Annotated in this window: 16 protein-coding genes; 8 read left to right on the top strand and 8 right to left on the bottom strand. The window is 70.8% G+C overall.

Annotated features, from left to right (window positions below; translation table 11 throughout):
• Positions 1-11: 11 nt before the first annotated feature.
• Entirely contained in the window at positions 12-2,288 is a 2,277-nt protein-coding gene (locus BMY74_RS31015; RefSeq protein ID WP_089922058.1) for a LuxR family transcriptional regulator, read from the bottom strand.
• 84 nt (positions 2,289-2,372) lie between these two features.
• Here BMY74_RS31015 and BMY74_RS31010 point away from each other — a divergent pair, with 84 nt between their 5' ends.
• Positions 2,373-3,425, top strand: coding sequence for a cytochrome P450 family protein (locus BMY74_RS31010; protein ID WP_089922057.1), 1,053 nt, complete (start codon positions 2,373-2,375; stop codon positions 3,423-3,425).
• Here the strand turns inward: BMY74_RS31010 and BMY74_RS31005 are convergent.
• From BMY74_RS31005 to folP, 3 genes are read right to left on the bottom strand one after another with little or no spacing between them, the layout of a single operon-like run.
• Positions 3,382-3,666 (bottom strand): hypothetical protein, encoded by a 285-nt coding sequence (locus tag BMY74_RS31005; protein ID WP_089922056.1) that lies wholly within the window; start codon positions 3,664-3,666, stop codon positions 3,382-3,384. The two genes, BMY74_RS31010 and BMY74_RS31005, sit on opposite strands and share 44 nt — an antisense overlap.
• A gap of 48 nt (positions 3,667-3,714) precedes the next feature.
• A complete protein-coding gene (locus BMY74_RS31000; protein ID WP_143091763.1) occupies positions 3,715-4,653 on the bottom strand; it encodes a hypothetical protein in 939 nt (312 codons plus the stop codon).
• 15 nt (positions 4,654-4,668) lie between these two features.
• Positions 4,669-5,493, bottom strand: a complete 825-nt coding sequence (folP, locus tag BMY74_RS30995) for a dihydropteroate synthase (protein WP_089922054.1) — start codon at positions 5,491-5,493, stop codon at positions 4,669-4,671.
• Positions 5,494-5,555: 62 nt separating this feature from the next.
• Between folP and BMY74_RS30990 the strand changes: the two genes are divergently transcribed.
• The 4 genes from BMY74_RS30990 (at position 5,556) to BMY74_RS30975 (ending at position 10,581) form a co-directional block, all read left to right on the top strand.
• Complete coding sequence (locus tag BMY74_RS30990) at positions 5,556-6,608, top strand: DUF2786 domain-containing protein (RefSeq protein ID WP_245786456.1); 1,053 nt, start codon at positions 5,556-5,558, stop codon at positions 6,606-6,608.
• A 75-nt stretch (positions 6,609-6,683) separates the two neighbouring features.
• Positions 6,684-7,166: a hypothetical protein gene (locus BMY74_RS30985; protein WP_089922052.1), complete on the top strand. Its 483-nt coding sequence runs from the start codon at positions 6,684-6,686 to the stop codon at positions 7,164-7,166.
• A 67-nt stretch (positions 7,167-7,233) separates the two neighbouring features.
• Positions 7,234-7,506, top strand: a complete 273-nt coding sequence (locus tag BMY74_RS30980) for a GlsB/YeaQ/YmgE family stress response membrane protein (protein WP_089922051.1) — start codon at positions 7,234-7,236, stop codon at positions 7,504-7,506.
• 885 nt (positions 7,507-8,391) lie between these two features.
• On the top strand, positions 8,392-10,581 hold the full coding sequence (locus BMY74_RS30975) for an esterase-like activity of phytase family protein (RefSeq protein ID WP_218159798.1): 2,190 nt from the start codon (positions 8,392-8,394) through the stop codon (positions 10,579-10,581).
• Here the strand turns inward: BMY74_RS30975 and BMY74_RS30970 are convergent, their stop codons facing one another.
• Entirely contained in the window at positions 10,582-11,421 is an 840-nt protein-coding gene (locus tag BMY74_RS30970) for an SWIM zinc finger family protein (protein ID WP_089922050.1), read from the bottom strand.
• Positions 11,414-14,389 (bottom strand): DEAD/DEAH box helicase, encoded by a 2,976-nt coding sequence (locus BMY74_RS30965; RefSeq protein ID WP_089922049.1) that lies wholly within the window; start codon positions 14,387-14,389, stop codon positions 11,414-11,416. Before BMY74_RS30965 ends, BMY74_RS30970 begins: the two co-directional genes overlap by 8 nt.
• A 30-nt stretch (positions 14,390-14,419) precedes the next feature.
• Between BMY74_RS30965 and BMY74_RS30960 the strand changes: the two genes are divergently transcribed.
• Both BMY74_RS30960 and BMY74_RS46705 read left to right on the top strand, forming a co-directional pair.
• Positions 14,420-15,886 carry an aromatic amino acid ammonia-lyase gene (locus tag BMY74_RS30960; RefSeq protein WP_089922048.1) on the top strand — a complete coding sequence of 489 codons (1,467 nt, stop codon included), beginning with the start codon at positions 14,420-14,422 and terminating at the stop codon, positions 15,884-15,886.
• Positions 15,887-15,960: 74 nt separating this feature from the next.
• Positions 15,961-16,926: a zinc-binding dehydrogenase gene (locus BMY74_RS46705; protein WP_089922047.1), complete on the top strand. Its 966-nt coding sequence runs from the start codon at positions 15,961-15,963 to the stop codon at positions 16,924-16,926.
• Positions 16,927-17,224: 298 nt separating this feature from the next.
• Here BMY74_RS46705 and BMY74_RS30950 read toward each other — a convergent pair whose 3' ends face one another.
• Both BMY74_RS30950 and BMY74_RS30945 read right to left on the bottom strand, forming a co-directional pair.
• Positions 17,225-17,509, bottom strand: coding sequence for a MoaD/ThiS family protein (locus BMY74_RS30950; protein WP_089922046.1), 285 nt, complete (start codon positions 17,507-17,509; stop codon positions 17,225-17,227).
• On the bottom strand, positions 17,506-18,585 hold the full coding sequence (locus BMY74_RS30945; RefSeq protein ID WP_089922045.1) for a WD40/YVTN/BNR-like repeat-containing protein: 1,080 nt from the start codon (positions 18,583-18,585) through the stop codon (positions 17,506-17,508). The genes BMY74_RS30950 and BMY74_RS30945 overlap by 4 nt, the downstream gene beginning before the upstream one ends.
• Before the next feature lie 147 nt (positions 18,586-18,732).
• On the opposite strand from BMY74_RS30945, the gene BMY74_RS30940 reads away from it, so the two are divergent.
• Positions 18,733-20,415: an acyl-CoA dehydrogenase family protein gene (locus BMY74_RS30940; protein ID WP_089922044.1), complete on the top strand. Its 1,683-nt coding sequence runs from the start codon at positions 18,733-18,735 to the stop codon at positions 20,413-20,415.
• The last annotated feature ends 97 nt before the right edge of the window (positions 20,416-20,512 follow it).

The raw sequence follows: 20,512 nt of genomic DNA, 5'->3' as shown, positions 1-20,512 counted from the left end.
GGTGCCTCGCGTTATCCCCGGCCGCCGAGGTCATCCGTAAGGACCAACGCCAGCTCGCCGCGGGTCGTGATGCCGAGCTTCGAGTACGTGTTGGACAGATGGTTGTCCACGGTCCGCACGGAGATCACCAACGACGACGCGATCTCCTTGTTCGTCAGGCCGCGTGCGGCGAGCACGGCTACTTCGCGCTCACGGGGTGTGAGTGGCGTCAACGTTGCCAACGCCGGCGTGCTCGCACCCTCGCACAGCGCGATCAGGCGGCCCGCCAGCGCGCGGTTGCCCGATTCGGCGGCGGCTTCGGCCGCGAGCAGCATGAAACCGGCTTCCTCGAACCGCGCGGCCACCGCCTCCAGCCCCGCGGAGTCGTTGCGCACCAACGCCTCGGCGTGGGCGGCGAACACCGGCACCAGCAGGCCCGTGATGGTGGAGGCGAGCTCGTGCAGGCGTTCCACGACTTCGGCGGCACGCCCCAGACGCACGGCCTCGTGCAGAAGGAGGGCTTCTGCCGCGAACTCGCTGTGCGCGCGTGCCTCCGCCGCGCCTTCCAACGGTGAGGCGCCGCCCGCCCAGATGCGCGCCGTCCACAGGCCGTGCCGGTACACCCGCATCCCTTGTGGCACGTGTTTTTCGGCCTCGGCGAGCACGCCGCGCGCGTCATTGCCCAGCAGCGCCTCGACCTGTGCGAGTTCGCAGAGCCGGACGAACGGCTGGGCGGGCCGCGCCTCCTGGAGCAGCCGCCGGGCTTCGAGCAACCGTCCCCCGGCTCGCGCCAGGCCCGCGCAAGACACGGCCCAGCTCGACCGCATCGAGTCCCACTCCGCCTTCTCGCGATGCGCCTGCACGGCAAGACGTTCCGCATGGGCCAGATCGCCGTGCAAGGAGTGCACGAACACCTCGGAGAACGCGTTCATCTCCGCACTCAGCGCGAACTCGGGGTTCGGCGGGATGACCGGGAACGGCCCCGTGTAGCGGCCCTGCACCACGTCGATCATCGCGATGATCGACGCCTCACCCGGATCGGACTCCGACAGCAGTGCACGGGCCTCTTCGTACTTGCCGGCGAAGAACAGGAGCGCCGCCCGTGCCGCCGGCATCACGTCCATCTCCGCGGCTTCGTCGCTGCGCCCGAGCCCCCAGCCCAGGTTCATGGCGCGCACCGTGCGCACCTCGATCGGGTCATCGTCGGCCGCGACCATCGCGAAGACCTCTTCGGCCTCCTCCGGACGGTCCGTGAACAGCAGGACGTACGCCAACAGCCGTGCGGCCTCCACACCACCACCGATGGACCATGCGGCGCGTGCGAGTCGTTCTGCCAGGACGACGCCACCCATGGCGGTGGCGATGTTCGCGGCCGTGAGCAGCTGCGCGGGATCGTCCGCCGTACCGCTGTCCAGGCGCAGCACCGCCACGCGCAACGGATCGTCGAGCAACGAGGCCAGGTGACGCTGATGGTTCCGCTTGCGCAGAGGAGGGCACTGCGCGCGCAACACCTCGCCGTACAGCGGATGCGCGAGCCGCAGGCCGTCGTCCGTCACGGTCACGAGACCGTCCAACGCCTCCGACGCGGCCAGGTCCAGCGGCTCGCCGAACGCGAGCAGCTCCAGCACGCGGCGCTCGTCGGCGGGCACCGCGGCGAGGTGTGCCTCGATCAGCTCCACGAGCCGTGGGGACAACGGCAGCGGGCCGTCCAACGACCAGACACCGCCGTGCGACACCCATTGCGCGGCGAAGTGCATCTCCCGCAGCAGCAACATGTTCCCGGCCGACGCCGTCCACAGCCGATCGGCCGTGACGCTGTCCAGCACTCCGCCGAGCACGGTTTCCAGCACCTCGACCACCGCCGTGCGCCCGAGCGGCTCGAGCTCGATGCGCGGCAGCAGTTCGTCCTTCCAGAGCGCCACCACCGGGTCGGGTGCGCGTTCGCCCGACCGCAGCGTCGCCACGACGACGGCTTCGCGGTGGTGCACGAGCTGGTGCAGCAGGCCCGCTGACGCGTCGTCGAGCAGATGGACGTCATCCACCACCACGACACGACCACGCAGCGCCGTCCGTGCGGCGGTCAACATCGCCAACGGCGAGGAGTCGGCCGACGGCAAGAAGGGCGCCATCACGCCCAGTGGGATCTCGGACATCGCCGCGGTCGCCCGCAGCCGGACGTCGCACGCGACCTCGTCCAGCAGCCGCGTCTTGCCGACGCCGGCCGGGCCCGCCACGATCAGCCCGGCGCCGCGAACAGCCCGCCGGACCGCGGCGAGCTCGGCGTCCCTCCCCACGAACGGCCACCCCACGCGACCAGGCTAGGGGATCGCCGCCGACGAGATGGGTGATCGCCTACTCATGCCTCTGAGCAGCGCGAACACCACGATGGGCGCATGAGCTTCTTCACCGATCCGACCCCGTACTTCAACGAGTGGCGGGCGCGGGGCCCCGCTCTGGTCGAGACCCCGGACGGCCAGACGTCGTGGGTGATCAGCCGCTACGACGACGTCGTCCAGGCCCTCAGCCATCCCGCCCTGAGCAGCGCCATCATCCCGGGCGGGATGCTGAACCACACCGATCCGCCGGAGCACACGCAGTTGCGCAAGCCCATCGCGCGCGCGTTCTCCACACGACGTGTGGAGGCGCTACGGCCACGCATCGAGGAGATCACCAACGAGCTGCTCGACGCGTGGCAGGGCGCGGAGGAGGTGGACGTCGTCGAGACGTTCGCCTACCCGCTGCCCATCACCGTCATCTGTGAACTTCTGGGTCTGCCCGAAGAGGACAGGAACGAGGTCCGCGGACTCACCTCGGACCTGCTGAACCCGGCGACGATGGCCGAGGCCTACGGCAGGTTCGCCGCCTACGTGCAGCGCCTGTTGGAGACCAAGGAGCCCGGTGACGACCTCATCACCGAGCTCCGCGACGGGCCGAACCTCGTGAACACCCTCGTGCTGCTCATCACAGCGGGGCATGAGACGACCGCACACCTCATCGGCAACGGCCTGCTCGCGCTGCTGCGCCGGCCCGCGCTGAAGCAGTCGCTGATCGACGATCCGATCCTCATCCCGGAGGCCGTCGAGGAGTTCCTGCGCCACGACGGTCCGCTCGCGTTGGGCGTGGGTCGGGTCACCACGTCCGACGTGGTGATCGGAGGGGTCACGATTCCAAGATCTTCGCAGGTCACCGTCTCACTTGGGGCGGCGAACCGGGATCCGTCCCGGTTTCCCGGACCCGACGTGGTGCAGCTGGGCAGAGACCCCCACGTCGCGTTCGGTCACGGGATCCACTACTGCGTGGGCGCGCGGCTCGCCTGCATCGAGGGTGAGATCGCTTTCGGAACGCTCCTCCGTCGTTTCCCGGAACTCGCGCTCGTCGCTGAGCCCGAGTGGCGGGAGTCATTCATCCGAGGCTTGGCATCATTTCGCGTGCGACCGAAGCCTTGACGGCGGCACGGGCAGCCGACAGGTCGTCGACCGCGTAAATCTCCGGACAGGACGCGATGACGAGGTCCTTGTCTGACGCGACGGTCAGCAAAGAAACTTTCTCAGTCAACGACTTCGCTTGCCGGACAACTCCCTTGGCATCAACGCGGATCAACGTGACCCACGTCTCTGACCAGGGAAAGTCCGCGACGGCGCTGGATTTTCTCAGGCCTTCCACATCGAACTCGGCAAATCTGGGCATGACACCAAGATAACGAGTCGAGGTAGCGGAAAGGCAAAGATCACCCTTTCACCGCAATGCAGCCAGCAGATGGGACAGGTTGACACCAACGGCGTCCGCCAACCGGCGCACGACTTCCGGTGCGGGTGCCAACGGGTGTGTCTCGCGGGTGAACGGCAGGCCTTCACCGCCCGAAAACTTCGATTGCGGCGTGACTGGCGCGAGGATCGGGTAGACGCGCCAGCGCGGCACCTTCGAGTCGGCCATGGCGAGCGTGTTCTCCTGCCACAGCATCACGGCGGACTGCTTCGCGTTGCGCGCGAGGACGCAGCCGTGGCCCGTGAGCGTGATCGCGCGCGCAGCGGCACGCACGGGGTTGCGGAACTCGCCTTCCACGACCCACACGCCGTTCATGAACTCCGCGGTGAAGCCCTCGGTCTCCAGCGCGGCGATCGTCTCGGCGTGGTCGTCGTCTGCAGCGGCCGTGGCGAGTTCGACGACCTCCTGGACCTCCGAGGCCGTGACGACGCGCGCACCGGCCTCCGTGGAGTGGTGCAGGAGCCGTTCGACGTGGCGGTCCTCCGCGTAGGCCGCCCACTCCTGGGCCTTCTCCCATGCGGCCCGTGCGATGACATCGGCCTCGGAACCGCCGCGCAGCCGTGCGTCCTGCAGCAGCTGTGCGAGCACCACGGCGATGACAGAGCTCAACAGGGCGTCGTCACGCGATTCGTCGTCTTCGGGCACGAGAGAGACGACCAGGTCACGCAACTCTGCGCGCCAGCTCTCGTCGCCCGCCCACACGCCGATGGCGAGCAGGTTCAGGTAGTGGTCCGCGAGGGCCATCCGCACGAGCAACGGCTGGCCCGCCGCCTCCCGTGCGTCACGGCGCGCGGTCGCCTTCACCTGCTGCCGTTCCGCGGGATCCACCACGCTCACGCGGATCTTGTCGAGTTCGTCGAGGAAGTCGTCCCACCGGTCGTCCGAAAACCGGGCGAAGACGTCGTCCACCTGCATACCTCCAGCTCACAGTCGAGCGACGGACTCGAGTACTCGTCTGGTGCGCGCCACCTCGTGCGCGCGGAAGACCGCGGCGCCCGCCAACGCCGCGATCGCGGTCGCGACGAGGGTGCCCTCGACGCGCTCGTGCAGTTCCACGCCGAGGGTCTCCCCGACGAAGTCCTTGTTGGACAGAGCCATCAGCACGGGCCAGCCGGTCGCCACCAAGGCGTCCGTGTGCCGCACCAGCGCGAGGCTGTGCCATGTGTTCTTGCCGAAGTCGTGTGTTGGGTCGATCAGCACGCTCTTGCGGGGCACACCGAGCGCGACCACCCTCTCGGCGCGTTCGGTCGTCTCCGCGACGACGTCCGCGACGAGGTTCGGGTAACTCACCCTATGCGGACGCGTGCGGGGCACCGCACCGCCCGTGTGCGAGCAGACGTAGCCGGCGCCGTACTCCGCGGCGACCTCGGCCAGCTGCGGGTCCGCGCCCGCCCACGTGTCGTTCAGCAGGTCGGCGCCGGCCTCGCAGACGAGCCTGCCGACGTCCGCGCGCCAGGTGTCGCTGCTGATGATCAGATCGGGGTACGCGTCGCGCACGCGGGCGATGAACGGCACGACGCGACGCACTTCTTCGCTCGCGTCGACCAGGTCGCCGGGGCCCGCCTTCACGCCGCCGATGTCCACTATGTCCGCACCCTCCGCCACCACGCGGTGCACGGCCTCCATGGCCACGTCCTCGGCGTAGGTGGCGCCCTTGTCGTAGAACGAGTCGGGGGTGCGGTTGATGATCGCCATCACCAGCGCGTGGTCGCGGACGACGGTCCGGCCGCGGAACTGGAGCTCGATCACATCCCGTGTCTACCAGGTGGTCCCCGACCTTGGCACATGGCGGACGTCTCATACTGCGTGGCGTGGAACTGGTGAAAGCGGTCGACGCGCTCTGGCAGCGCGGCTGGCTGCCGTACGACGTGCGCGAGATCGTGGCGCGTTCGCTCGATGAGTCGGCCACCTCTCTCGTGGTGGACGTGATCGCTTTGTCCTGTTCGCCGCACGTCGAGTCGACGGTCCACCCGCGGTGGCGGCGCCAGCTGGACGAGATCGGCGCCTCGGTGTGGTGGGAGGGGCCGCTGCTGGAGGCGTGGGCGACGCGGCACATCGAGACGCGGTCGTACGCCGAACGCACTGCGGCCGAGCTGCTGAAGTTCCTCGGGCGCTTGCCGTCGTTGCCGCACATCCTGCCGTTGCCGGGCGACGCGCTGATGTCGGCCGTGCGCGCGGGCCTGGACCCGAAGGTGCTCAACCGGGTGCGCGGGCTGCTCGCGAAGGCCGAGTCGACGGCGTTCCCCGAGGAGGCCGAGGCGCTGTCGGCCAAGGCGCAGGAGCTGATGAACCGGCACGCGCTGGAACGGGCGGTGCTCGACGCCGACCTGCCCGCCCAGGCGACGTCGCGGCGGTTGTGGCTCGACAAGAGCTACTTCAAGGAGAAGTCGCAGCTCGTGCACGTGGTGGCGGAGGCGTTCCGGTCGCGGGCGGTGGCGTACGACGGGTTCGGATTCGTCGCGCTGGTCGGTGACGAGGTGGACCTGGAGAGCGTGGAGCTGCTGGCGACGTCTCTGCTCGTGCAGGCGACACGGGCGATGGTCGCCGTGGGCGGGCGGGCCGGGAAGGGCAGTGAGGCGCGCTCGCGGCCGTTCCGGAAGTCGTTCCTGGTGGCCTACGCGTCGCGGATCGGGGAGCGGCTGACGCCGGACACCCCGGAGGCCGAGGACGAGCGGCTGCTGCCGGTGCTCGCGAACCGCAAGCAGGCCGTGGACACGTTGTTCTCGGAGATGTTCACGCGCACGCGCACCTCGCGCGTAACTGTGCGTTCGGCCGCCGGGTGGGGCGCGGGACGTGCCGCCGCGGACGCCGCCGACATCGGCACGGGCCGCGGCGCGGTGACCTCGGGCCACCCCTTCGAGTGAACCCCTGGCCCACAACGGCCTCCGGAGCGCCCCAACCCCGGAAAACCGTCAGACCCCCTCCCTAACGTCGACCCCATGACATCCACCTTCCACAACGAGGTCCAGCTCGGCGAGGTCCACTACCAGCTGAGCGCGACGACCGACTCCGACGAGTCGATGGTGCTAGACCTGCTGGGGTCGCTCGGCTCCGGCGAGGTGGTCGCGGACGGCCGCCTCCGCCTGCCGGTCGAGGGCGGCGCCACGATCGGCAAGCTCCTCTCTCGCGTCCTGGGCGCCCACACGCGCCTGCGCAGCCGCCCGACCCGCCACGCCAACGCCAACCAGCCCTGGACCGAAGCCCTCGACACCGCACTGCGCACCGCCTGGCTCACCCCGTCCGAGTCCGACTCGCCGAAGCTGATCAGGTCCCTGGCCGACGACATGGAGCGCTCCCCCACCGCCATCCGCGCCCGCCTCGCGCGCGTGGGCTGCGACCCGGACGTACCGGGCCGCGAACTCTCCGCGGCGGCCGCGGTGCTGCTAGGGGGAAACTCAGGGGCGGGTCAGGGAAAGACCTGATTCGCGAGCCCCCGCGCCCGGCAGACCCTGGAGGAGCAGGCACCAGAGTCTCAGCAGGGGGTACGCAGTGGAAATCGGCGGCTTGTTCACCGCACTGCTCTTCGGAGCGATCATCGGCGGCCTGGGCCGCCTGGTGATGCCGGGCAGGCAACACATCTCGTTGCTCGCCACCGTCCTCGTGGGCATCGTCGCCGCCCTCCTGGGCACCGCGGCGGCCACGGCCCTGGGCGTCGCCGACACCCCGGGCATCGACTGGATCGAACTGGCCCTGCAGGTAGGCCTCGCCGGCGCCGGCGTGACCCTGTGGTCCACCCGTTCCAGGCGCAAGCTCCCCCACTGACCCCAGGCGCCGGGCGGCCGACGCACAGCCGCCCTCCCACCGCACCCCGCTGCCGGTACACCCGAGCCGCGAAGCCCTCCGCGCGCCACCGCGCCCGGACCGCCCAGCGCCCAACGGGCCCGGCAGCCCGTCCCGGCTGTCACCCACCGCCCGCATCCCGAGCCACGCTGCCGTCCCGCGCCCGACCGTGGAACCCCAGCGCCGCCACCGGGCTCCGCAGCCCCTCCACCACCGGACAGCCGAAGCCTTCGGCCACCTCGTCGCCGCCGTCGCGCGCCTGAACGCGCGCACCCCCGGCGCCATAAACGAGCCGAGACCTCGCACTCGCTCCGCAACCGGCCGCCTCGCCACGCTGCCAAGCACCATCTCGCCCGCGACACCCGCGAGCGCGTCCCGCTGCCGTTTCGCGCCTGAACGCGCCGAACCCCAGCGCCCTGACAGCTCCGGCAGCCGCAGCCGCACCCCGGCAACCAGCCGCCGCCCCGAGGACACGTCGTCCCGCTGCCGCACCGCGCCTGAACGTGCGTGCCCCAGCGCCCAACCGGTCCCGCGCATCCGGCACAGCCCGGCGATCAGGCTCGCGCCAGCCATTTCCTCAAGACGCCACGACTCATCTACCGCTCCAGCCGCCTGCCCAGCACCGCCCCACCACCCGCCTGCCACCCTCCGAAAGGAGCCGCCCCACCCTGATCCTCCCGCTCCCCGCCCACCACCACCCACCGCCCCGCCACCCGGCCGAAAGGAGCCCGCCCACCTCCAAACCGCCCTCCTCACAACAGAATCGCCCCACCCTCAACCCGGTCCACCCCGGATGATCAGCGAACGTTCATCCGGCGGTCGCCCAGGTCGGCCACAATGCGCGCCTCCGAGCGTTGAGGAGGACCAGTGGTCCGGTTGTGCACAGGCCTGGTGGCCTTGGTGTTGCTCGTGTCGGCCGCACCGGCGCAGGCGTCGGCGCCGTCGCGGTTCCAGCGGTTCGACACGATGTCGGTGTTCCGCAACAGTTCCGCGGCGGAGCACACGGCCGCCGAGATCGCGGCCGCCACCGCGGACGGGCGGCTGGTCGTCTACACCGACTCGCCCGCGCGCCGGATCGGGTTCGCCAGACCGGCCAGATCGGGGCGGGCGCTGACACCGGACGGTGTGCTGGCCATGCCGGGTGAGCCGACGTCGGTCGACGTCGTCGGCGGGCTCGCGCTGGTCGCGGTCAACACCTCGAAGTCGTACACCGAGCCGTCGGGTGTGCTGGTGGTCGTCGACCTCGGCAGGCGCGCGGTCGTGGCCACGCACGAGCTGGGCGGGCAGCCCGACTCGATCGACATCTCGAAGGACGGCCGGTACGCGGCCATCGCGATCGAGAACGAGCGGGACGAGGACGTCAGCGGGGGTGCGATCCCGCAGGCGCCCGCGGGGTTCCTGACCATCGTCGACCTGGCCGGGCAGAAGCCCGATCGGTGGACGCTGCGCAAGGTCGAGCTGACCGGGATCGCGGAGGTCGCGCCGACCGACCCGGAGCCGGAATACGTCAGCATCAACGGTCGCAACCAGGTGGCCGTGACGTTGCAGGAGAACAACCACATCGCGATCGTGGACCTCAGGTCCGGCACCGTGGTCAAGCACTTCTCCGCGGGCACGGCCACGGTCCGCAACACCGACACCAAGGACGACGGGAGGTACGAACCCACCGAGACCATCACCGCCGCACGCGAACCCGACGCCGTCGCGTGGCTGGACGACCGCACGCTCGGCACCGCCGACGAGGGCGACTACCTCGGCGGGTCGCGCACGTGGACCGTCTTCGACGCCGACTCCGGCCGGGTCGTGTTCTCCTCGGGCAACGAGCTCCAGCGGATCGCGGTCGAGCAGGGGCAGTACCCGGACGGCCGGTCGGACAACAAGGGTGTCGAGCCGGAGGGTCTGGCCGTCGCGACGTTCGGGCGTGACCGGTACGCGTTCGTCGGGCTGGAGCGCGCCAACCTCGTCGCTGTGTACGACGTGAACGACCCGCGCAGGCCGCGGTTCCTGCAGGCGCTGCCCACCGGTGTCGCGCCGGAGGGTGTGCTGCCGATCCCCGCGACCGGCACGCTCGTCGTCGCGGCGGAGGAGGACTCGGCGCAGGACGGCATCCGCTCGTCGCTCAGCGGGTACCGGCTGACCCGCACGCCGCTGGCGTTGTCGTTGGCGCGCAACCAGGGCACGCCGTCGATCGTGTCGGACGGCATCGGGTTCGGGGCGCTGTCGGGACTGTCCGGCGTTCCGGGTGATCACCGGAACGTCGTCGCCGTGACGGACGCCGCCTACGACCCGACGCGGATCCTGACGATCGACACGGCGGTGGCGCCGGCGAAGGTCCGCAGGGAGCTGACGCTGACCAAGGACGGCAAGCCCGTCGGGTACGACGGTGAAGGCATCGCCGCGCGGAGGAGCGGTTACTGGATCGCGGTGGAGGGTGACGGCAAGCAGAATCCGAACCTGCTCGTGGAGGTGTCCGCGAACGGGGCGGTCACGAGGGAGGTGCCGCTGCCCGAGGCGGTCGCGAAGACCGCCACGAGCAACGGGTTCGAAGGTGTCACCGTGACCGGCAGCGGCAGGTCCGAGCAGGTGTGGCTCGCCGTGCAGCGGGAGTGGAAGGCCGACAGGGCGGGCCAGGCCACGCTCGCGCGCTTCACCCCGGCGACCGGCGAGTGGGCGTTCGCGGCGTACCCGCTCGACGCGCCTCAAGCAGGTGCGTGGATCGGCCTGTCCGAGATCACCGCGCTCGACGACCGCACGCTGCTCGTCCTCGAACGCGACAACCAGCGAGGTGACGCGGCCAGGACGAAGAAGGTCTACCGCGTCGACATCAGCGGGCTCCAGCCGGTGCCGGCGGGCGCCGAGAAGCCGGTGGTGTCGAAGACACTGGCGCAGGACCTCGTTCCCGCGCTGAAGGCGGACGGCGCCGCCACGCACGACAAGCCCGAGGGCCTGGCCGTGGTCGGCAGCGGCCCGTTCCGGAGGCTGGTCGGAGTGGTGGACAACGACGGGCTGGACGACGCTCCCGGCGAGTCGGTGTTCCTGCGCCTCGGCCGGGTCTGATCAGGCGGGCGGCCGGTCCTCCGGCGGCAGGGAGAGGTAGGCCGGGCGCAGCAGTTCCACGAGCGACGCCCGGCCCACCGTGATGGGCACGGCGTCGAGCTGGTCGAGCACCGCGTCCGCGCGCACGGCGGCGGTCGGGTCGCCGAGGTTCACGCCGGACACGGTCTGCTTCTGCCAGAACGTGTCCAGGCACTTGGTCAGCGGTGGCGCCTCCTCGCGGGCCACGACGCTGCGCGCGGTGCCGCGCAGCGTGCGGAGGCGTTCGAGGAGGTCCTCCCGGCCACGGCCGCGCCAGGCCAGGATCTCGAACGGGTCGTTGTCGAACGATTCGGCCAGCAGGTAGCAGGTGGCGGCGAGGTGCTTGCACGGCACCTCCCAGTCCGGGCAGGTGCAGTCCATCGTCAGCTCGCGCTGCGTCGCCGGGAAGAGCTGGAGGCCGAGCGACGCGAACAGGCTCTCGATGTCGGCCGGCATCTCGCCGGCCAGCAGTTTCGCGGCGTACAGGGCCTTGCCCGCCAGGGCGTGCTCGATGCGCTGCCACTCCTGGCCGGTGAACGACTTGATCGCGATCCGCGTCTTGTACGGCGTGGGCCGCGAGCCCTGCACCAGCGCGATGACCATGCTCGTCGAGAGCGACAACGACAGGACCTGGCCCTGCCGCGCGTAGTTGCGGCCGCGGGTCAGCCGGCCGCCCATGCCGAACGACTCCAGCACCTCGATGAAGCGCCGCGACCACCACGTGGCGCCGATGTCACCGCGCTTGCTGCGCGCCTTGATGCCGTTGTCCACCTTGATGGTCTTGCCGTAGCGCGGGCGTTCGCCAGACCAGTGCTCACTCACCGACGGCCTCCCCGGACAACGTCAGCAGGTCCCGCAGCTGCGCGGTGGACAGGTCGGTGAGCCAGTTCTCCCCGGCGCCGACCACCAGCTGGGCCAGGGCGCGCTTCTCCTCGATCATGGCGTCGATGCGCTCCTCCAGCGTGCCGATGCAGACGAACTTGCGCACCTGCACGTTGCGGCGCTGGCCGATCCGGAACGCGCGGTCGGTCGCCTGGTCCTCGACGGCCGGGTTCCACCAGCGGTCGAGGTGGATCACGTGGTTCGCGGCGGTGAGGTTGAGCCCGGTGCCGCCCGCCTTCAGCGACAACAGGAACAGCGACGGCCCCTTGCTGTCCTGGAAGCGCTCGACCATGCGGTCGCGGGCCGCCTTGTTCGTGCCGCCGTGCAGGAACATCACCTCGGTGTCGAAGCGCGCGGCCAGGTAGGGCACGAGCATGCTGCCGAACTCGGTGAACTGCGTGAAGCACAACGCCTTGTCGCCCTCGGCGAGCACTTCCTCCAACACCTCTTCCAGGCGCGCGAGCTTGCCGGAGCGGCCGGCGACGCGGGAGCCGTCGCCGAGGAAGTGGGCCGGGTGGTTGCAGACCTGCTTGAGCTTCGACATGGTCGCGAGCACCAGTCCCTTGCGGCCGATGCCCTCCGCCTCTTCGATCTTCTCCAGCATGTCGTTGACGACGGCCTGGTAGAGCGAGGCCTGCTCGGTCGTCAGGTTGCACAGCTGGCGCATCTCGACCTTGTCCGGCAGGTCGCTGATGATGCGCGGGTCGGTCTTCACGCGCCGCAGCACGAACGGGTTCGTGATCTTGCGCAGGCGGGCGGCGGCGTCCTGGTCGTTGTGGCGCTCCACGGGGACGGCGAAGCGCGCGCGGAACGTGTTGACCGTGCCGAGCACGCCGGGGTTGGCGAAGTCCATGATCGACCACAGTTCGGCCAGGCGGTTCTCGACGGGCGTGCCGGTCAGCGCGACGCGGTGGCGCGCCTTGAGCTGCCGCACGGCCTGGGACTGGCGGGTGGCGCTGTTCTTGATGTTCTGCGCCTCGTCGAGCACCACGCGGTCGAAGGTGAGCTCGCTCAACGCGTCGGCGTCGCGGGCGGCCAGCGCGTAGGTGGTGAGCACGAGGTCGTTGCTCTCCACGGCTTCGCGCAGCGCATCACCGTCCAGGCGGCCGACGCCGTGGTGCACGTGCACCTTCAACTCCGGCGTGAAGCGCGCTGCTTCACGTTGCCAGTTGCCGACGACCGACATCGGGCAGATCAGCAACGTGGGCGGGCGCGAGCCGTGCGCGCGGTTGAGCGCCTCCAGTGCCAGCAGCTGAACGGTCTTGCCGAGGCCCATGTCGTCGGCCAGGCAGGCGCCCAGACCGATCTTGTCGAGGAACGCGAGCCAGGCCAGGCCGCGCTGCTGGTACGGGCGCAGCTGCGCGCCGAAGTTCGCTGGTGGCTCAACGGGTTCGAGCTGTTCGTCGGCCCTGCCGGACAGCAGGTCGCCGAGCCAGCCGTCGGCCTCGACCGACGTCAGCGGGAGCGGCAGGCTCTCGTCCTCCTCGGTGAGTCCGCTGTGGAGCATCACCTCGGCCGCGGTCATCTGCCCGCCGCCGCGCTTGAGGAACGCGAGCCCGGCCGCGAGCCGCTTCTGGTCGACCTGCACCCACTGGCCGCGCACCTTGACCAGCGGCACCTTCGCGCGCGCCAGCTCGGCCAGTTCGGCGTCGGTGAGCGTGTCCTCACCGAGAGCGAGCTCCCACTTGTAGTCCACAATGGACTTCAGGCCGATCTCGCTCTCCTTGGCGACGGTCCCGGCCGTGCCGCGGCTCTTCGTCGTGAGCTTCAGCCCCAGTTTCGTGGTCTGCTGCCACCACGACGGCAGCAGCACGCCGAACCCCGCCTGTGCCAGCACGGGCGCCGCCTGCAGGAACCGGTACGCGCCCTCGGCACCGACCTCCATCTCGGCCGGGTGCGAGCCGCGCAACGCCTCGTCGAGGTCGGGGTGCAGCTTGCTCGCACGCCCGAGGTCGGCCAGCAGGTGTTCCTGCGGCGCGGGGATCCAGCGCCGCAGCACGCCGTCGTCGGCGAACCAGACCTGCTGCGCGGGCACGAGAACGCTCGGCTCGTCGACGGCCTGCAGCAGGAACTCGACGGCCCACTCGTCCTTGTCGCGCTGCTCGGGCGAACGCAGCCGGAAACACGTGCGCACGGGGCTCTCGTTGCCCGCGCTGTCACGCCAGCGGTCCAGCTGTTCACGCAGTTCGTAGAGCTCGACCGGGTCCGCGTCGAACGCGGGCTCGCCGGTGAGCGCGGCGAGCCACGCCTCCGCCGCCGTCTCACGGCCCCGCTTCCTCGGGACGAGATCGGTGCCCCTCAAGCGGTCGCGCACCTGCTCGTCGACGGCGTTCGTGAGCGCGGCGCGCACCAGTTCCGCCGGGTCGCCGGCGATCTCCTCGCACCGGCAGGCGGGCGGCATCGCGGCCTGCAACGCCGCGAACCGCGCCGAGTCCGTTCCCGACAGCACCGGCACCCACCGCGCGACGGCCCGCTCCGGCGCGACCGAGGGCAGCACACGGCCGCGGTCGACCAGGTCGGTGGCGAACCCGGCCACGTCGAACACGAACCGCGCGGAGTCGCTCAGCCGCGTCTCGGCGCCCAGCTCCGGCACGCCGTCGAGAGGAATCGTGGGCACACCCCACTGCTTCAGCTGCACCTTGCCGCGCGGTGCCCGTCCCGCCGTCAGCGGATCGCGCACCAGCTCGGGCGACGCCATCGGCCCCGACGCGAACGACGGCAGCAGCAACGCGCGCGTGGTCGTTTTGCGTGGTTCCTGCCCGAGCGCGGCGGCCAGCGCTTCGGCCGAGGCCGCGAACGGGTGCGGCGCGTCGCGACGGGTGCTCTCACTGCGTGCGGGCAGGCCGGAGTCCTCGGCCCACAGCGTGAGGACGCCATCGGTCGTGCACAGGCCATGCAGTACGAGCACCTCCGAACCCTATGTGCTCACATTGGGGCCATGGTCGAAGACTCCCCTGTCGTGCTGGACGGTCAGTCCCTCAGCGCCGACGACGTGGTGCGTGTCGCGCGGTATCACGCGCCGGTGTCTCTGCACGCTGATGGCATCGCACGGCTCGAAGCGTCGTGGGGCGCCAGCCAGCGTCTTGTGGTGCGACGACAGGTGTACGGCCGCACGACCGGTGTCGGCGCGAACCGCGACCAGCTCGTCAGCACCGAGGGGTGGGCCGAGCACGGCCTGCGCCTGCTGCGCAGCCACGCGGGCGGGCTCGGCGGCATGCTGCCCGAGGAGCAGGTGCGCGCGATGATGGTCGTGCGCCTCAACCAGCTCCTCGCGGGCGGCGCCGGCGTGCGCAGAGCCGTGGCCGACGCGCTGCTCGCCGCGCTGAACAGCAGCTGCTACCCCGGCGTGCACGAGTACGGCGCCATCGGCACCGGCGACCTCACCGCGCTGGCCGAGACGGGCCTGACCCTGCTCGGCGAGCGCTACTGGCTCGGCTCGACGCAGACCCCGGACCCGATCGAGCTCGACTCGGGCGACGCGCTGGCGTTGATCAGCAGCAACGCCCTCACGATCGGCATGGCGGGCCTCGCCTGGAAGGACGCCCACGAGCTGCTGAAGGCGACCCACGTCGTCGCCGCGCTGTCGTTCCTCGCCGTGGACGGAGCGGTCGAGGCCTACGACGAACGCGTCCACCTCGGCCGCCCGCACCCCGGCCAGCTGGCGGTCGCCGCGGAGATGCGCCGCCTGATCGGTGACCCGCCGCGCCCGCCCGCCCGCATCCAGGACCCGTTCGGTTACCGCTGCTTCCCGCAGATCCACGGCCCGGCCGTGGACGCCGCCACGGACCTCGCCCGCGTGCTCGACGTCGAGTTCAACGCGGCCGCCGAGAACCCGCTGATCGTCGCCGACCACTTCGGACCGGAGGACGACGCCGCGTACCACCACGGGGCCTTCCACAGCGCGTACCTGGGCCAGGCGCTCGACCGGTTGCGGCTCGCGATGCTGCACACCGGCCACATCTCGACCGCCCGCCTCGCGACGCTGGTCGAGCCGAACTTCACGGGCCTGCGCCCGTTCCTCGCGGAGGGCGTGCGCGGCAGCTCGGGCGTGATGATCCTGGAGTACAGCGCGAACTCCGCGCTGGCCGAGGTCCGCACCCTCGCCGAGCCCGCGAGCATCGGCAACGCCGTGGTGTCGCGGGGCCAGGAGGAGAACTCGAGCTTCGCGTTCCAGTCCGCCTCGCAGGCCCTGCGGTCGCTGGGCGCGTTCCGCCTGGTGCTCGCGTGCGAGGTCGTCGCCGGCGTCCGCGCCCTGCGGCTGCGCGGCATCACGCCCATGACACCGCCGCTGCGCGCCGCCTTCGAGGCAGCCGAGGCGAAGCTCAACCCGGACATGTCCGACCGGCAGCTCAGCCCGGACGTGGAGGTGGCTTCGGCGCTGCTGGACGACTTCGCCGCCTGCTGAGGCTTGACCTCCACTTTGCTGGAGCTCTTACGGTCGCCACCACCAGGTTGTCCGAGGTGGGGGATGTGACTGTGATGCGTGCCGTCCGTGTGCACGAGTTCGGTGGGCCTTCGGTGCTCCGCGTGGAGGAAGTTCCCGAGGTGGTGGCGGGCCCGGGCCAGGTCGTGGTGGGTCTGGAGGTCGCCGACGTGATCCTCCTGCACGCTCTGCTCCGCGGCGGCTGGGGCCGCGAGTACTTCCCGCTGACGCTGCCGTACGTGCCCGGCCAGGGCGGTGCAGGCCGGGTGATCTCCGTGGGCGAGGGGGTGGACCCGTCGTGGCTCGGCAGGCGCGTCGCGTCCCGCAACTCGGTGACCGGCGCCTACGCCGAGCAGGCCGTCTTTCCCGTCGAGGGGATCGTCGAGGTGCCGGACGGCCTGAGTTCGGCCGAGGCCGCCGCCATGGTGCACGACGGCGTGACGGCATTGCTGATCCTCCGCCGCGTGCGGGTGGAGAAGGGCGCGTGGGTCCTGGTCGCGGCCGCGACAGGTGGTGCCGGATCGCTGCTCGTGCAGCTCCTGCGTGCGGCCGGCGCACGGGTCGTCGGCGCGGCGCGGGGCTCGCGCAAACTCGAGCTGGCCCGCGAACTGGGCGCGGAGGTGGTGGTCGACTACTCGCTCCCCGGCTGGCAGGACCAGGTGCGCTCGGTGACGGGTGGTGTCGGGCTGGCGTTCGACGGCGCGGGCGGGGTGCTCGGCCAGGAGACGTTCGGGGTTGTGGCCGAGGGGGGCCGGTTCGTCACCTACGGGTCGTCGGACGGGTTGGCCGACATCGATCCGGAAGAGGCGGCGCGGCGGCGGGTGCGCGTGGACAACGTGCTGGCGGACGGGGCGCCTGAGGTGGGTGTGGTGACGGAGCTGCTTGCTGAGGCGCTCGGGTTGGTGGTGCGGGGGCGGATTCGGCCGGTGATCAGTGCGACGTATCCGCTGGAGGAGGCGGAGAAGGCGCACCGGTCGCTGGAGGAGCGGGCGACGCTCGGCAAGTCGCTGCTGGTGGTGTGAGCGCGGGCGGTATGGGCGGCCAGGCGGTGGGGGCGGCCGGGGATAGGCGCGCGGCGGTGGCGGTGCGCTGCGGTGGCAGGGGGCAGCGGCCTGCTGGCGGCAGCAGACAGGCAGGCAGATGCCAGCAGGTGCCGCAGCCAGTGGGCAGCGGCCTGGCAGGCAGGTACCAGCAGGCGGGCGGCACCCGTCGCCGAGGCAGTGGCCGGCCGGCGGGTGCTTGTAAGCGGCGGTGTGCGTGCGGCCGCCGGGGCCGGGTTGCGTCGCCATCCCCGTGCGGCGCAACCCGCCCGGAGGGCGGTCAGCCTCCTGCCACGCTCGGCAGGATCTGGATCTCCGCGCCCGCCGGGAGCGGTGTGTCCGGACCCGACAGGCGGCGGCACTCCTCGCCGTTGACGTAGAAGTTCACGTAGCGGCGCAGGCCCGCCCGTTCGTCGCGGAGGCGGCGGTCGAGGCCCGGGTAGGTCTCCGCCAGCACGTCCAGTGCCGCGCCCAGGGTGGCTGGGGGTGGGACCTCCACGTCCAGGTGGGCGGCGCCGGCCGCCGCTGACCTGAGGACGCCTGGGATCAGGACCTTCACCTTCACGCCGGGATCACCGCCGCCCTGACCGACATCACGTCCGGGAGGTGCGCCGCCACCTGGTGCCAGGTCTCGCCCTCGTCGGGGCTCGCGTAGACCTCGCCCGAGCGGGAGCCGAAGTAGACGCCGGGGACCTCGGCGGTGTCGGTGCACATGGCGTCGCGCATCACGGCCGTCCAGAAGTCGTCCGGCAGGCCCGTGCCGAGGGACTGCCAGGTCTCGCCCGCGTCCTGGGAGCGGTAGACGCGGCACTTGCCCTCCGGCGGGAAGCGGCGGCCGTCGGCCTCGATCGGGAACGTGAAGATCGTGTCCGGGTCGTGCGGGTGGACGACCATCGCGAAGCCGAAGTCGGTCGGGAGGCCCGAAGCAATGGACTGCCAGGTGTCGCCTCCGTCGTCGCTGCGGTAGACGCCGTGGTGGTTCTGGGCGTAGAAGCGGGAAGGCAGCGCCGGGTGTTGCGCGACCTTGTGGACGCACTGGCCGAACTCCGGCCACGGGTCCGGGAAGAAGTACGCCTTGATGCCCTTGTTGCGGGCCTCCCAGGACTTGCCTCCGTCGGCGGTGCGGTAGACGCCGCCGGTGGACATCGCCACCAGCATGCGGTCGGGGTCGGCCGGGTCGGGCACGATCGTGTGGACGGCCTGGCCGCCGAAGCCCGCATCCCACTCCGGGCGGTGCGGGTGGTTCCACAGGCCCTCGACGAACTCGAACGAGCGGCCGCCGTCGGAGGACTTGAACAGCGCCGACGGCTGCGTGCCCGCCCAGACGACGCCCGGCTGCGAGGCCGGGGCGGGTTGCAGCTGCCAGACGCGCTCCAGGGCGGCGTCCTCCACCGGGAACGCGATCGGCGGCGTCGCGGACTCCTCCCACGACGCCCCCAGGTCGTCCGAGATGGACACGCCGGGGCCGAAGTGGGGTGAGGCCACGCCGGCCAGCAGGCGGACGCCGGCGCGCGTGTCGAACGCGACCGCGTACACCTCCTGCATCGGGTGGTGCGGACCGTCGACCTGCCACGAGACACGGTCCTCGCTGCGGGCGAGCCACAGCCCCTTGCGCGTACCGATCGCCACGACCACCGTCATCGCAACGCCGCCTCCAGACTCCGTGGATGTGATGCGGAGCACGTTACGCCGGGGGTCTGACAATTTCCGAGGGCGCGGGAAACCCCACGTAGACCCACAAGTTACTCACTGGTAGCGTCCGAAGCAGAAGACGCAAGGAGGCGACCAGTGCTGCTCGACCCGAACCACTACGACCCCGCCCACCTCGACGAGGAGACGCGCCGCCTGCTCAGGGCGACCGTCGACTGGTTCGAGGCCCGCGGCAAGCGGCAGCTCATCGCGGACGCGCAGGACAGGGTCTGGTACACGGACTTCCTCGACTTCGTGAAGCGCGAGAAGCTCTTCGCCACCTTCTGCACGCCGAGCGGCGTCGACGGCACCAAGCGCTGGGACGCCGCCCGCAACGCCGCGTTCAGCGAGGTGCTCGGCTTCTACGGCCTGCAGTACTGGTACGCGTGGCAGGTCACGGTCCTCGGCCTCGGTCCCATCTGGATGAGCGGCAACGAGGAGGCCAAGCAGAAGGCGGCCGCCCTCCTCGACTCAGGCGCGGTCTTCGCGTTCGGCCTCTCCGAGAAGGAGCACGGCGCCGACGTCTACAGCACCGACATGATCGTCACGAAGACCGAGGACGGCTACCGCGCCAACGGCAGCAAGTACTACATCGGCAACGGCAACGTCGCCGGCATGGTCAGCGTCTTCGGCAAGATCGACGACGAGTACCTCTTCTTCGCCGTCGACAGCCGGCACGAGAGCTTCGAGCTCGTCAAGAACGTCGTCGACAGCCAGATGTTCGTCAGCGAGTTCCGCCTCCACGACTACCCGCTCACCGACGCCGACATCCTGCACCGCGGCCCCGACGCCTTCAGCGCCGCGCTGAACACCGTCAACGTCGGCAAGTTCAACCTCTGCACGGCGAGCATCGGCATCTGCGAGCACTCTTTCTACGAGGCGATCACCCACGCCCACAACCGAATCCTCTACGGCAACCCGGTCACGGACTTCCCGCACGTGCGCCAGAACTTCGTGGACGCCTACGCGCGCCTCACCGCCATGAAGCTCTTCTCCGACCGCGCGGTCGACTACTTCCGCAGCGCGAACGAGGACGACCGCCGCTACCTCCTCTTCAACCCCATCACCAAGATGAAGGTGACGAGTGAGGGCGAGCAGGTCATCGACCTGCTCTGGGACGTCATCGCGGCCAAGGGCTTCGAGAAGGACACCTACTTCACCCGCGCCACGGCCGACATCCGCGCGCTGCCCAAGCTCGAGGGCACCGTGCACGTGAACCTGGCCCTGGTGCTCAAGTTCATGCCGAACTACCTCTTCAACCCCGCTCAGTACGAAGAGGTCCCGACCCGCCACGACGCGGCGGACGACGACTTCTTCTGGCGCCAAGGCCCCGCGCGCGGCCTCGGCAAGATCCAGTTCCACGACTGGGAGCCGGTCTACGCCGAGCACGCCCACCTGCCGAACGTGAAGCTGTTCCACGAGCAGGCGAGCGCCATCAAGACCCTCCTCGCCACGGCCGCGCCGGACGAGGCCCAGCAGAAGGACCTCGACTTCCTGCTGAACCTCGGCCACCTCTTCACCCTGGTCGTCTACGGCCAGCTGGTCCTGGAGCAGGCCAAGATCACGGGCACCGACCAGCACGTGCTCGACCAGGTCTTCGACGTCCTGGTGCGCGACTTCGCGGGCTACGCGACCGCGCTGCACGGCAAGGCGAGCAGCACCGAGGCGCAGCAGCGGTGGGCGCTCGGCCAGATCCGCAAGCCGCACGTCGACCAGGCCCGGTTCGACGCCGTCTGGCAGCAGGTGGAAGCGCTCTCCGGCCGGTACGAGATGCGCCCCTAGGCCGTGTCCCGGACGTTCGTCCGGTGGCAGGCGCGGGCGAGGGCCCCGGAGGCGGTGCCGTCTCCGGGGCCCTCGCCCGCTACTGCCGCCCGACGAG

Origin of the sequence: Lentzea albida (genome assembly GCF_900111005.1) — a bacterium.
Classification (GTDB): domain Bacteria; phylum Actinomycetota; class Actinomycetes; order Mycobacteriales; family Pseudonocardiaceae; genus Lentzea; species Lentzea albida.
The sequence above is the reverse complement of the archived record's forward strand: the minus strand, read 5'-3'. Positions and strand labels throughout refer to the sequence as shown.